Raw genomic sequence first — 12,641 nt, forward strand, 5'->3', positions numbered from 1 at the left:
GCGGCGGCTCGATTCTAGCCGCGCTGCCTCGGAGTACTGGATGCCCCGCCTTCGCGGGGCATGACACAGTGTTTTGAGGCGAGAGCCTAGAGCACAGCAGGCACTTAAGCCTACGCCGCCGCCTGCTCGCGCGGCTGATAGATCGCGGTGTGCTGGCAGTGGGCGAGCGGAGTGATTCCGTTTGCGACGACGAGCGCGTCGAGCTCGACGAAGCGGTGGCCCTTCTTTTCGTAGTTCGCGGTGACTTTTGCGCGCGCGGTGATCTCGTCACCGACACGTGCGGCTGACAGCAGCTGCATGCGACTGCCGACGTGGATCCACGGACCCAAAATCGTGTTGTCCACCAGCACGCGGTTCATGACGCGCTGGATCAGGCCGGGATGGCCGAGCCCCTCGCATGCGAAGATCGGATCGGCCTCCCTGATGTCAGCGAGGTAATCTGCCGCATCCTGTCCTGCCCAGCGGCGCGGCGTCGTCCCGAGCCATTTGCCGATCTCGAACGTTGCCGGGCTGACCGGCTTGCGCTCGGTCACGACAGGCACCGCGACATAGTCGATCAATGAAACTGCAGGCGCCTCAACCGGCAGCAACGCCGTTCCGGTGGCGCAAAGCTCGGTGCGGCTGAACACCTCGATCGTCAGCAGGTCATTGTGCTCGGTGGCATCGACATCGGCGGCCTCGCCGTCATAGACCGGCTTGATGAAGCGCGCCTCGACCAGCCCGCGACTGAGGAAATCGCGGCCCCAGCGCGCGATCGGCACGTGCATCATGTAAGCGAAGACGTCGACGCCGGGGACCAGCCCGCCGGAAAAGCCGAAGCGGCGGGCCACCGTGTCGTCATGCATCTTGTTTTCAGACTGTTTTGCGGTGTTGTAGGCCTCGACGCGGTAGGTTTCGAGCCGGTTCGGCATGGCTTGGCTTTCTCTGTTCTTATTCTTTCGGGGGCAATCGTAGGCTCCGGGGAACAGCGGTCAATCCCCTCGCCTTTGCGGCCCGAATGGGGTACCACGCGGCGAATGACTGAAACCCCTACCCGCATCTATGTCGACGCCGACGCTTGTCCGGTGAAGGACGAGATCTACCGTGTCGCGATCCGGCACGGCGTGCCCGTGAGCGTGGTCGCCGGCAACTTTATTCGTGTGCCGCAGGACCCGCTGATCGAGCGCGTTGCGGCTGGCGCCGGCATGGACGCCGCCGACGATTGGATCGCCGAGCGCGCCAAGCCCGGCGACGTCGTCGTGACATCGGACATTCCGCTGGCGAGCCGCTGCGTCAAGGCGGGCGCCGAGGTGATCGCACCGAACGGCAAGCCGTTCACCGAGGAGTCGATCGGGATGACGCTCGCCGTCCGCAATCTGATGACCGATCTGCGCTCGGCCGGCGAAGTCACCGGCGGCCCGCGCTCGTTCTCCCCGCGCGACCGCTCCACCTTCCTCTCGGCGCTCGACCAGACGCTGCGCCGGATCCAGCGCCGCCGCGCCGATCAAGCCGCAACAAGTCAGGGTTGATCATGGCGCCGCCGCTGATCCAGTTGAAAGACATCAGGCTGACCTTTGGCGGCACGCCGCTGCTGTCAGGCGTCGAGCTCAATGTCGCGCCAGGCGAACGCGTCTGCCTGATCGGCCGCAACGGCTCCGGCAAATCGACGCTGCTCAAAATCGCGGCCGGCCTCGTCGAGCCCGATTCCGGCACGCGTTTCGTGCAGCCGGGCGCCACGGTTCGCTACCTGCCGCAGGAGCCGGATTTCGGCGCGCACAAGACCACGCTTGCCTATGTCCTGGCGGGCCTCGCGCCCGGCGACGACCAGCACCAGGCGCGCTATCTCCTCGAGCAGCTTGGCCTCACCGGCGACGAGAACCCGCATGATCTCTCCGGCGGTGAGGCGCGCCGCGCCGCGCTCGCCTGCGTGCTGGCGCCCTCGCCCGATATCCTCCTGCTGGACGAACCCACCAACCATCTCGATCTCTCCACCATCGAGTGGCTGGAACAGGAGCTCGACAGCCGCCGCAGTGCCCTCGTGCTCATCAGCCACGACCGCCGCTTCCTCACCAATCTCTCGCGCTCCACCGCCTGGCTCGACCGCGGCAAGATCAAGCAGATCGACCGCGGCTTTGCCTCGTTCGAGACCTGGCGTGACGAGGTGCTTGCGGAAGAGGAACGCGACCAGCACAAGCTCGACCGCAAGATCGTGGACGAGGAGCACTGGCTGCGCCACGGCGTCTCGGGCCGCCGCAAGCGCAACGTCAAGCGCCTCGCCAATCTGCATACCCTGCGCGACCAGCGGCGCAGCTATCGCGGCACCGCCGGCAGCGCGAATCTGGCGGCGGCCGAGGCCGAGCAGTCTGGGAAGCTGGTGATCGAGGCGAAGGGCATCAGCAAGGCCTATGGCGAGCGCAGGATCGTCGAGAATTTCTCGACCCGCATCCAGCGCGGCGACCGGCTCGGCATCATCGGGCCGAACGGCGCCGGCAAGACCACACTGGTCAACCTGCTCACCGGCGGCATGCAGCCGGATTCCGGCACGTTACGTCTTGGCGCCAATCTGGAGATGGCGACGCTCGACCAGCACCGCGAAAGCCTCGATCCCAAGTCCACGCTGGCGGAAGCACTCACGGGCGGCCGTGGCGATCACGTCATGGTCGGCGGCAAGCCGAAGCACGTCGTCGGCTATATGAAGGACTTCCTGTTCGCGCAGGAGCAGCGCGGCACGCCGCTGGAGGTGCTCTCGGGTGGCGAGCGCGGCCGGCTGATGCTGGCGCGCGCGCTGGCAAAGCCGTCGAACCTTCTGGTGCTGGACGAGCCGACCAACGATCTCGATCTCGAAACCCTCGACGTGCTCGAGGAGATGCTCGGCGACTACGAGGGCACAGTCATCCTGATCAGCCACGACCGCGACTTCCTCGACCGCGTCGTCACCTCCGTGATCGCGCCCGAAGGTAACGGCAAGTGGATCGAATATGCCGGCGGCTACAGCGACATGCTCACGCAGCGCGGCGCGGACTTGAAGCGCGAGACGGCGAAAGCGCAACCGGTTGCAGAGAAGAAAGAGGAGCGCGCTGCCGCTCCCGCCTCCACCTCCAAGCGGAAGCTGAGCTTCAACGAGAAGCACGCGCTGGAAACGCTGCCGAAGAAGATGGAGACGTTGCAGGCGGATATCGCAAAGCTGCAACGCGTGCTCGACGATCCCAATCTCTATGCGAAAGATCGCAAGACATTCGACGACACCTCGGCCGCCATCGCCAAGGCGCATGAAGAATTGTCTGCTGCCGAAGAGCGCTGGCTCGAACTTGAAATGCTACGCGAAGAAATAGAGCAAGCTTGAATCGTAGGATGGGTAGAGCGAAGCGAAACCCATCGCCCAACGGGAACTGGTTCTGCTGGGTTTCGCTTCGCTCTATCCATCCTACAGGGCCGAAGATAGAGAGATCATATGACCACTCCCCTCGCCGCAAAAATCGCCCGTGAATACGGCACGCCCTGCGCCGTGATCGACATGGACAGGGTCGAGCGCAACATTGCGCGGATCCAGAAGGCCTGCGACGACGCCGGCGTCGCCAACCGGCCGCACATCAAGACGCACAAGAAACCCGACCATCGCAAAGATGCAGGTCGCAGCCGGCGCCAGGGGCATCACCTGCCAGAAGCTGGGCGAAGCCGAGATCATGGCCAATGCCGGCATCGACGAGATCCTGATCAGCTACAATCTGCTGGGCGAGGAAAAGATGGCGCGTCTCGGCGCGCTGCAGGCGAAGGCGAACATGACGGTTGCCGCCGACAATTCCACGGTCGTAGCGGGGTTGCCCAAGGCAGCGGCGGCATCAGGGCGTCCGCTCTCGGTTGTGGTCGAATGCGACACAGGCCGCAAGCGTGCTGGTGTCGAGACGCCGGCCGAAGCGATCGCCCTGGCGCGCGAGATCGCGGCGTCCAAGGGGCTCGAGTTCGCGGGCTTCATGCTGTATCCGACCGAGACGGGCTGGGCCGAGGCGCAGAAGTTTTACGACGAGGCGCTGGCCGGCGTGCGCGCGCACGGGCTGGACGCAAGAATCGTCTCCACCGGCGGCACGCCGAACCTGAAGAATCTCGGCCAGCTCAAGGGCGGCACCGAGCACCGCTTCGGCACCTACATCTACAACGATCGCATGCAGGTCGCTGCGGGCTCGGCGACCTGGGACGATTGCGCGCTGCACATCTATTCGACGGTGGTGAGCCGCGCCGCGCCCGAGCGCGGCATCCTCGATGCCGGCTCGAAGACGCTGACGACCGATACCGGCGGGCTCGACGGCCACGGCCTGATCCTGGAGCATCCCGAGGCAAAAATCGCGAAGTTCGCCGAGGAGCACGGCTTCCTCGACCTGTCCCGCAGCAACACGCGGCCGAATGTCGGCGATGTCGTCCGCATCGTGCCGAACCATGTCTGCGTCGTGGTCAACATGATGGACGAGGTGGTGATGGTCCGCGGCGAGGAGATCATCGGCACGCTGCCGGTGGCGGCACGGGGGAAGCTGCGATAGAACACTCCGCTCTCACGGCCGTCATTGCGAGCGCAGCGAAGCAATCCAGGCTGTCTCTGCGGAGGGATTCTGGATTGCTTCGCTACGCTCGCAATGACGGTGGTTAGCGCTTCAGCCACTCCAGCACACCCCTGCCCGCTGCAACTCCCGTCGCGAACGAGGCTTGCAACAGATAGCCGCCGGTCGGCGCCTCCCAGTCCAGCATCTCGCCGGAAGCGAACACGCCGGGCAGTTTGCGCAGCATGAAGTGGTCGTCGAGCTCGTCGAAAGTGATTCCGCCCGCCGTCGAGATCGCACGATCGATCGGGGCGACGCCGGTGAGCTGAACCGGAATGGCATTGATCAGCGTCGCGAGCTCGGCCGGTGAGAACGACGCCAGTGGCCGGCCGGACGCGATGGCGGCCTCCTGCATCAGGCCGATGCCGACCGGCGACAATTGCGCGGCCTTGCGCAGGAAGTTCGCCAGCGATTGCTTGCCGCGCGTCCCTGATAGCCGCGTCGTCAGCGTGGCCGTGTCGAGGTCCGGCCGCAAGGCGATGGTCAGCGTCGCCTGTCCGAGATTCAGCACCGCCTCGCGCAGCTCGGCCGACAGCGCGTAGATCGCCCCGCCCTCGATGCCGCTGCGGGTGATCATGGCTTCACCGCGGACCGTGTGTGCGCGAAGCGTCAGCGCCACGCCCTTGAGCGGCTGGCCCTCGAAACGGTCGCGAAACACATCGGACCAGGCAACCGTGAAGCCGGAATTGGCCGGCCGCAGCTTCGAGACGGCAATGCCCTTTGCAGCGAGAAGATCGACCCAGCTTCCGTCCGATCCAAGCCGCGGCCAGCTTGCGCCGCCGAGCGCGAGCAACGTGACGTTCGCTTCTATGGCGGAGACACCTTTCGGCGTCTGAAAGATCAGCCGCCCCTCGCCGTCCCAGCCAATCCAGCGATGACGGAAGGCAAAGCGCACGCCGGCAGCATCGAGCCGCCGCAGCCAGGCGCGCAGCAAGGGCGAGGCCTTGAACGCTTTCGGAAACACCCGACCGCTGCTGCCGACGAAAGTCGGCTCGCCCAACGCCTCGCTCCAGGCCCGCAGTGCGTCCGGCGGAAACGCTTCGATCGCCGCCTGCAGCTTCGGTGCCGCCTCGCGATAGCGCGCCATGAACTGCGGCAGCGCCTCGCTATGGGTGAGATTGAGCCCACCGCGGCCTGCCATCAGAAACTTGCGGCCGGCGGACGGCATCGCGTCGTAGACCGTGACGCGGGCGCCGCCCTGCGCCAGCACCTCCGCCGCCATCAGCCCGGCGGGACCGGCGCCGATGACGGCGATGTGGTTGTCAGGTGATGTCATGGCGGGAGTTTAGGGCCGATTCTCGCGCCTAGCTCGTCATTCCGAGGCGCGCGTAGCGCGAGCTATGGTGCGCAATTGCGCACCTGAGAATCCATTGGGCGGCAGAGAGGGTGACAGGATGGATTCCGGGCTCGCCCTTCGGGCGCCCCGGAATGACGATCGGGCTAAAGCTTGATCCCCGCCCGCGCCGCGGCCTGCGCCACGTACTTCTGCGTCTGCTCGAACGCTCCCGTCAGCGCCTTGGCCTTCGACATGTCGCTGATCTCGGCGAAGTGGGCGGCGACCGCGTCGGGCGTCCATTCGGACTCCGGCAGGTTGATGCCCTCGCTCTCCAGGATCTTGATCACCGCAAACGAGCCGGCGCCGGCCCCCATGATGGTGCGGGTGGGCGCATCCTCGCTCAGCATGTACTCGACCGCGGGTGTGATCGCGTTGGGTTTCATCAGTTGCAACGCCTGCGGCGGCAGCAGCTCCTCCGTCATGCGGGTCGCCGCCGTCGGCGAGATGATGTTGACGCGGATGTTGTTCTTGCGGCCTTCCTCGGCCAGCACGTTCATCAGGCCGACCATGCCGGATTTTGCCGCGCCGTAATTGGCCTGGCCGAAATTGCCGTAGAGGCCGGAGGACGAGGTCGTCAGCACGATGCGGCCGTAATTGCGATCACGCATGCCAGCCCAGGCCGCCTTGCAGCAATAGAAGGTGCCGACGAGGTGCACGTCGAGCACCTTCTGGAAGTCGGCCGCTTCCATCTTGCCGAACGACTTGTCGCGCAGGATGCCGGCATTGGCGCATAGGAGATCGACGCTGCCCCACTCCTTGGTGGCGCGCTCGACCATGGCGGTGACCTGCTCGAAGTTCGAGACGTCGGCGCCGTCGGCCATCGCGGTGCCGCCGGCTTTGCGGATCTCCTCGACCACCGCTTCCGCCGGCGACAGCGAGCCGCCGGTGCCGTCCCGCGCCCCGCCGAAATCGTTGACGACGACCTTGGCGCCGCGGCTGGCCAATCCCAGCGCATGCGCCTTGCCGAGACCATTGCCGGCGCCGGTGACGATGGCGACGCGTCCGTCGAACCTGATTGCCATGAGTGCGAGTCTCTATTCGTCTTCCCTTCTCCCCTTGTGGGAGAAGGTGGCGCGAAGCGCCGGATGAGGGGTCTCTTTCGGCACATGCGCTCGCGGAGAGAGACCCCTCACCCGCCTCGCGTTCCGCGAGGCACCCTCTCCCACAAGGGGAGAGGGTGAAACCCCGCTCTGGGTTGCTCTTTTTGAGCAGCGATGGGTTGCCGGGTCAAGCCCGGCAACGACGGCACGGGCCTACGCGAAATAGATCAGGCCGAGCCAGTCGGCGACCAGCGCGGGCTTGTCCTCGCCCTCGATCTCCACGGTGACATTGGTGCGGGACTGCAATTCGCCTGCCTTGCGCAGCTTGGCCTCGGCCAGCACGAAACGGCCGCGGACGCGCTTGCCCGAGCGCACCGGGGAAATGAAGCGCAGCTTGTCGAAGCCGTAGTTCACGCCCATCGTGGTCCCCGCGATGACGGGCATCACCTCGTAGGACATGATCGACAGCAACGACATGGTGAGAAAGCCGTGCGCGATGGTGGTGCCGAAAGCGGTTTCCTTCTTCGCGCGTTCCGGATCGACATGGATGAACTGGTGATCCTCGATCACATCGGCATAGGTGCCGATGCGGGGCTGATCGATCAGGTGCCACGACGATACGCCGATCTCCTTGCCGACCATGGCCTGATAGGCCTCGAGCATGATCGGCGGCTTCTTCCAGACTTCGTTCACTTAGGTCTCACTCCGTGTTTTCGGCAGCTCCGGAAAATCCTCCTCACGGAATTCCCGGCCGCGCAGCGGATCATTGCGATCGTCGTCGCGCTCGAGCCGTCGTAGCTGCACGCGGCGGATTTTGCCAGAGATCGTCTTCGGCAGCTCGGTGACGATTTCGAGGCGGCGGATGCGCTTGAACGGCGCCAGGCGCGTGTGCAGGTGCTTGAAAATGGATAGCGCCGTCTCCGGCGTGCGCTCGGCGCCCGAGGTCAGCAGCACGAAGGCCTTGGGAATCGCGAGCCGGATCGGATCCGGGCTCGGCACCACAGCGGCTTCCGCGACCAGCTCGTGCTCGAGCAGCACGCTCTCCAGCTCGAACGGGCTGATGCGATAGTCGGAGGATTTGAACACGTCGTCGGACCGGCCGACGAAGGTGAGATAGCCGTCCTCATCCGCAAACACGACATCGCCGCTGCGATACAGCGCACCTTCGGCGCCGGACAATTTGCCATCGTCGCCCTGATAGCCCTGCATCAGGCCCGCGGGGCGGTCATCGCCCAGCACCAGCGTCACCTCGCCTTCCTTCGCCGGATTGCCGTCGGCATCGCTGATCTGCACGCGATAGCCCGGCAATGGCCGGCCCATCGAGCCGATCTTGATCTTCTGGCCCGGCGAGTTGCCGGCCAGCGCGGTGGTCTCGGTCTGGCCGTAGCCGTCGCGGATGGTGAGTCCCCAGGCGGCCTGCACCTGGTCGATTACTTCAGGGTTGAGCGGCTCGCCGGCGCCGCAGACCTCGCGCAAGGCCACCTTGAACGAGGCGAGGTTCTCCTGGATGAACAGCCGCCACACCGTCGGCGGCGCGCAGAGCGTGGTGACGCCGCAGCGGCCGATGGTGGCGAGCAGCGCTTTGGCGTCGAAGCGTGGCTGGTTGACCACGAACACGGTGGCGCCCGCATTCCACGGCGCGAAAAAACAGCTCCAGGCGTGCTTGGCCCAGCCGGGCGACGAGATGTTGAGGTGAATGTCGCCGGGCTTCAGCCCGATCCAGTACATCGTGGAGAGATGGCCGACCGGATAGCTGCGCTGGCTGTGCCGCACCAGCTTTGGTTTTGCCGTGGTGCCCGAGGTGAAGTAGAGCAGCATCGGATCGTCCGCATTGGTCGGCCCGTCCGGCGTGAAGCTGTCGGAAGCCTTGGCCGCCTCGTCATACGCAAGCCAGCCATCGGATGCAGGGCCGACCACGATGCGGACGACACTCTCGGCACCTAAGCTCGCGAACTTTGCGACCTGATCCTGCGCCGCGATCACCGCCCTCGCCTTGCCGCGATCGAGGCGGTCACGCAGTTCGTCGGCGGTGAGCAGCGTGGTGGCGGGAATGACGACGACGCCGAGCTTCATCGCGGCGAGCATCGTCTCCCACAGCGGTACTACATTGCCGAGCAGCAGCAGAAGATGATCGCCGCGCCTCAAACCCTGCGCGCGGAGGAAGTTGGCGACCTGGTTGGAGCGTTTCGAGAGCGCCGCGAAGGAGAGCTTTGTCTGCTTGTCCTGCGCGGCATCGACGATCCAGAGCGCAGGCCGATCCCTACTCTCCGCATTCGCCGCCAGTTCGGCGTCGAACCAGTCGAGCGCCCAGTTGAACGGAGCCTGATCGGGCCAGCGGAAACCTTTGACCGCTGTCTCGTAGTCCGTGCGGTGTTGCAGAAGGAACGCGCGCGCTTCCTGAAATGTCGTCATGATCCGGGCCCGTCGAATTGAGCTTCGAACGTAGCCCGGATGGAACGAAGCGCAAGCCGGGGGCCGTCACCACAATGGAAGGCGCTGTCCCGGATTTCGCTTCGCTCCATCCGGGCTACGAAGCCCCGCTATTCTCCAGCGAGGCTGCGAACGTGCTTGATAATTCCGGAAAAATCCACCCCGCCCTGACCGGCTGCGTCGAAAGCCTGATAGATCTCCTGCGCATGCTTGCCGAGCGGCGTCGCCGCGCCCGCGGCTTTCGCGGCGTCCTGCGCCAGGGTCAGGTCCTTCACCATCAGCGCCGAGGCAAAGCCCGGCTTATAATCGTTGTTGGCCGGCGAGGTAGGCACCGGGCCCGGCACCGGGCAATAGGTCGTCAGCGACCAGCACTGGCCTGACGAGGTCGAAGCGACGTCGAACAGCGCCTGATGCGAAAGACCGAGCTTCTCGCCGAGCGCGAAGGCCTCGCTGACGGCGATCATGGAGATGCCGAGGATCATGTTGTTGCAGATTTTTGCGGCCTGGCCCGCGCCGGCGCCGCCGCAATGCACGATCTTCTTGCCCATGTTTTCGAGCACGGGCTTTGCCGCCGCAAATGCCTTGTCGTCACCGCCGCACATGAAGGTGAGCGTCGCCCCCTTGGCGCCGCCGGTGCCGCCGGAGACTGGCGCGTCGACCGAGAGTACGCCATTCTCGGCGGCGAGCGCATGCGCCTGCCGCGCGCTCTCGACGTCGATGGTGGAGCTATCGATGATCAGCGTGCCCTTGGCCATGGCGGGCACGACATCGTTCCAGACGCCGAGCACGTGCTTGCCCGCCGGCAGCATGGTGACGACGACATCGGCGCCCTTCACCGCGCCCGCGGCGCTGTCGGCGATGCTGGCGCCATCGGCCTTGGCTTGATTGCGGGAGGCCTCGACGAGATCGAACGCCACCACCTTGTGGCCGGCCTTGACCAGGTTAGCGGCCATCGGGCCGCCCATGTTGCCGAGACCGATGAATGCGATCGTGGCCATTGTCGTTTCCTCCGCGTGAGCGTTGTTAGTTGAATTTGAGTTCGTCGGCACCGATCTCGGCGAGATACGGCGCAAGCATCTCCGGCGTCACATCCTCGATCCGCGGCGGCGACCAGGTCGGGTTGCGGTCCTTGTCGATCACGGCGGCGCGCACACCCTCGCGGAAATCGTCGCTGCGGAAGACCTCCAGCGCCGCGCGGTATTCTCGCACCAGACACTCTTCGAGGCTCGACGCGGTGCGCGCAAGGCGTAGCAGTTTTAGCGTGACCACCATGCCACGCGGCGATTTTTCGTTGAGCGTCTTCAGCGTGGCCTGCGCGAATTCTGAGCCGTCACGCTTTAGTGCCGCGACGATGTCCTCCATGCGATCGAAGCCGAACAGCGCATCGATGATCGGCTCCTTCGCAGCCACCGGCCCCGCCGCCTCGCCGGTCGCAAAGCCGCCAATGAGCTTGCTGACATCGGCGGCAGTCGCACCGGAGCGCAACTTCGTCAGGGCATCGCGCAGTTCCGGCAACTTCACCGCCGGCACGACCCAATCGGCGAACTTGGCGTGGATCGCGTCCGGTCCGTTCATGGTCTGGCCGGTCAGCCCGAAATAGGTGCCGATCTCGCCCGGCGAGCGCGACAATAGGTAGGTGCCACCAACGTCGGGGAAGAATCCAAGCCCGACCTCGGGCATCGCCAGCTTCGTGCGATCCGTAACGACACGATGGCTCGCATGCGCGGAAAGGCCAACGCCGCCGCCCATCACGATGCCGTCCATGAAGGCGACATACGGCTTCGGAAACTTCTTGATCCGGGCGTTCAGGATGTACTCCTCCCGCCACAGGATCTTGCCGAGGTCGCCATTGACCTTCGAGCTCTCCCAGAGCGTGCGGATGTCGCCGCCGGCGCACAGGCCACGCTCGCCGGCGCCTTCGAGCAGGATCACGCTGACGTCGGCATCGGCCTCGAAACGATCGAGCGCCTTCTCGACGTCGCGAAACATCTCCAGCGTGACGGCGTTGATCGCCTTGGGGCGGTTGAGCCTGATGATGCCGGCGGCGCCCTCGACGCGGGCGACGAGATCGCCCTCTTCCACTGCCGTCATCGCGCGCCCTCGATCAGTTTGCGCGCCACGATGAGCCGCATGATTTCATTGGTGCCTTCGAGGATCTGGTGCACGCGCAAATCGCGCACGATCTTCTCGATGCCGTATTCGCTGAGGTAGCCGTAGCCGCCGTGAAGCTGAAGTGCATGGTTGGCGACCTCGAAGCCAACATCGGTGCCGAAGCGTTTTGCCATGGCACAAAGCATGGTGGCGTCGGGGTCCTTGCGATCGAGCGCGGCGGCAGCGCGCCACAGGAACGTGCGCGCGGCCTCCAGCTCGATCGCCATGTCGGCAAGGCGGAATTGCAGCGCCTGAAATTCGTCGAGCCGCTTTCCGAACGCCTTGCGCTCCTTCATGTAGGCGCGCGCCTTGTCGAGCGCGGTCTGCGCACCACCCAGCGAGCAGGCCGTGATGTTGAGGCGGCCGCCGTCGAGGCCTGCCATCGCGATCTTGAAGCCTGTGCCCTCCTCGCTCAGGCGATTGGCCACAGGCACGCGGGCATTCTCGAACATCACCGCGCGGGTCGGCTGCGCGTTCCAGCCCATCTTGCGCTCGTTGGCGCCGAAGGAGACGCCCGGCGTCTTGCCGTCGATGACGAGGGTCGAGATGCCGCCGGGCCCGTCGCCACCGGTCCGGACCATCGCGACCAGGAGATCGGTGCCGCCAGCGCCGGAGATGAACTGCTTCTGGCCGTTGAGCACGTAGTGATCGCCATCGCGCACCGCGCGGGTGCGCAGTGCTGCCGCGTCGGAGCCGGCGCCCGGTTCGGTCAGGCAGTAGCTCGCGATCAACTCCATGGTGCACAGTTTTGGCAGCCAGGTGTGGCGCTGGGTGTCGCTGCCGAAGGCATCAATCATCCAGCTCGCCATGTTGTGGATGGAGATGAAGGCCGAGGTGGTCGGACAGCCCGTCGCCAGCGCCTCGAAGATCAGCGCCGCGTCGAACCGCGTCATGGCGGAGCCGCCGACATCCTCGCGGATGTAGATGCCGCCCATGCCGAGCATTGCCGCCTCGCGCATCACGTCGACGGGGAAATGCTTCTCCTCGTCCCAGCGCAGCGCGTGCGGCGCGATCTTCTCCGCCGCAAACGCCAGCGCCATGTCGCGAACCGCGACCTGATCCTCGTTCAGAGCGAACTGCATGCTGGGCTCCTCACCTTCCTCGTCATTGCGAGGA

At 65.5% G+C, this 12,641-nt stretch carries 10 protein-coding genes and 1 pseudogene; 3 read left to right on the plus strand and 8 right to left on the minus strand.

Annotation, left to right across the window (positions count from 1 at the left end):
• Positions 1–110: 110 nt before the first annotated feature.
• On the minus strand, positions 111–911 hold the full coding sequence (locus tag ACVIIV_RS28710) for a hypothetical protein (RefSeq protein WP_456747152.1): 801 nt from the start codon (positions 909–911) through the stop codon (positions 111–113).
• A gap of 105 nt (positions 912–1,016) precedes the next feature.
• On the opposite strand from ACVIIV_RS28710, the gene ACVIIV_RS28715 reads away from it, so the two are divergent.
• From ACVIIV_RS28715 to ACVIIV_RS28725, 3 genes and pseudogenes are all read left to right on the plus strand, one after another.
• Positions 1,017–1,508, plus strand: coding sequence for a YaiI/YqxD family protein (locus ACVIIV_RS28715; RefSeq protein WP_456747153.1), 492 nt, complete (start codon positions 1,017–1,019; stop codon positions 1,506–1,508).
• 2 nt (positions 1,509–1,510) lie between these two features.
• Positions 1,511–3,322 (plus strand): ABC-F family ATP-binding cassette domain-containing protein, encoded by a 1,812-nt coding sequence (locus ACVIIV_RS28720; protein ID WP_456747154.1) that lies wholly within the window; start codon positions 1,511–1,513, stop codon positions 3,320–3,322.
• 108 nt (positions 3,323–3,430) lie between these two features.
• Positions 3,431–4,511, plus strand: a pseudogene (locus ACVIIV_RS28725) (D-TA family PLP-dependent enzyme).
• A gap of 103 nt (positions 4,512–4,614) precedes the next feature.
• On the opposite strand, the gene ACVIIV_RS28730 reads toward ACVIIV_RS28725, so the two are convergent.
• From ACVIIV_RS28730 to ACVIIV_RS28760, 7 genes are all read right to left on the minus strand, one after another.
• Complete coding sequence (locus tag ACVIIV_RS28730; protein ID WP_456747155.1) at positions 4,615–5,844, minus strand: NAD(P)/FAD-dependent oxidoreductase; 1,230 nt, start codon at positions 5,842–5,844, stop codon at positions 4,615–4,617.
• A 164-nt stretch (positions 5,845–6,008) separates the two neighbouring features.
• Positions 6,009–6,926, minus strand: coding sequence for an SDR family NAD(P)-dependent oxidoreductase (locus ACVIIV_RS28735; protein WP_456747156.1), 918 nt, complete (start codon positions 6,924–6,926; stop codon positions 6,009–6,011).
• A gap of 231 nt (positions 6,927–7,157) precedes the next feature.
• Positions 7,158–7,637 (minus strand): MaoC family dehydratase, encoded by a 480-nt coding sequence (locus tag ACVIIV_RS28740; RefSeq protein ID WP_456747157.1) that lies wholly within the window; start codon positions 7,635–7,637, stop codon positions 7,158–7,160.
• The gene (locus tag ACVIIV_RS28745) at positions 7,638–9,356 is read right to left on the minus strand and encodes an AMP-binding protein (protein WP_456747158.1); all 1,719 of its coding nucleotides are present in this window, start codon (positions 9,354–9,356) and stop codon (positions 7,638–7,640) included.
• 128 nt (positions 9,357–9,484) lie between these two features.
• A complete protein-coding gene (mmsB, locus tag ACVIIV_RS28750) occupies positions 9,485–10,372 on the minus strand; it encodes a 3-hydroxyisobutyrate dehydrogenase (RefSeq protein WP_456747159.1) in 888 nt (295 codons plus the stop codon).
• A 25-nt stretch (positions 10,373–10,397) separates the two neighbouring features.
• Positions 10,398–11,465 carry an enoyl-CoA hydratase/isomerase family protein gene (locus ACVIIV_RS28755; RefSeq protein ID WP_456747160.1) on the minus strand — a complete coding sequence of 356 codons (1,068 nt, stop codon included), beginning with the start codon at positions 11,463–11,465 and terminating at the stop codon, positions 10,398–10,400.
• Positions 11,462–12,607 carry an isobutyryl-CoA dehydrogenase gene (locus ACVIIV_RS28760; RefSeq protein WP_456747161.1) on the minus strand — a complete coding sequence of 382 codons (1,146 nt, stop codon included), beginning with the start codon at positions 12,605–12,607 and terminating at the stop codon, positions 11,462–11,464. The genes ACVIIV_RS28755 and ACVIIV_RS28760 overlap by 4 nt, the downstream gene beginning before the upstream one ends.
• Between the last annotated feature and the right edge of the window lie 34 nt (positions 12,608–12,641).

Source organism: Bradyrhizobium sp. USDA 4354, from assembly GCF_054060315.1.

Bases quoted from the DNA above. Each gene is read 5' to 3' on its own strand.
- ACVIIV_RS28710 (WP_456747152.1), bottom strand. From the start codon at position 911: ATGCCGAACCGGCTCGAAACCTACCGCGTCGAGGCCTACAACACCGCA.
- ACVIIV_RS28715 (WP_456747153.1), top strand. From the start codon at position 1,017: ATGACTGAAACCCCTACCCGCATCTATGTCGACGCCGACGCTTGTCCG.
- ACVIIV_RS28720 (WP_456747154.1), top strand. From the start codon at position 1,511: ATGGCGCCGCCGCTGATCCAGTTGAAAGACATCAGGCTGACCTTTGGC.
- ACVIIV_RS28730 (WP_456747155.1), bottom strand. From the start codon at position 5,844: ATGACATCACCTGACAACCACATCGCCGTCATCGGCGCCGGTCCCGCC.
- ACVIIV_RS28735 (WP_456747156.1), bottom strand. From the start codon at position 6,926: ATGGCAATCAGGTTCGACGGACGCGTCGCCATCGTCACCGGCGCCGGC.
- ACVIIV_RS28745 (WP_456747158.1), bottom strand. From the start codon at position 9,356: ATGACGACATTTCAGGAAGCGCGCGCGTTCCTTCTGCAACACCGCACG.
- mmsB (WP_456747159.1), bottom strand. From the start codon at position 10,372: ATGGCCACGATCGCATTCATCGGTCTCGGCAACATGGGCGGCCCGATG.
- ACVIIV_RS28755 (WP_456747160.1), bottom strand. From the start codon at position 11,465: ATGACGGCAGTGGAAGAGGGCGATCTCGTCGCCCGCGTCGAGGGCGCC.
- ACVIIV_RS28760 (WP_456747161.1), bottom strand. From the start codon at position 12,607: ATGCAGTTCGCTCTGAACGAGGATCAGGTCGCGGTTCGCGACATGGCG.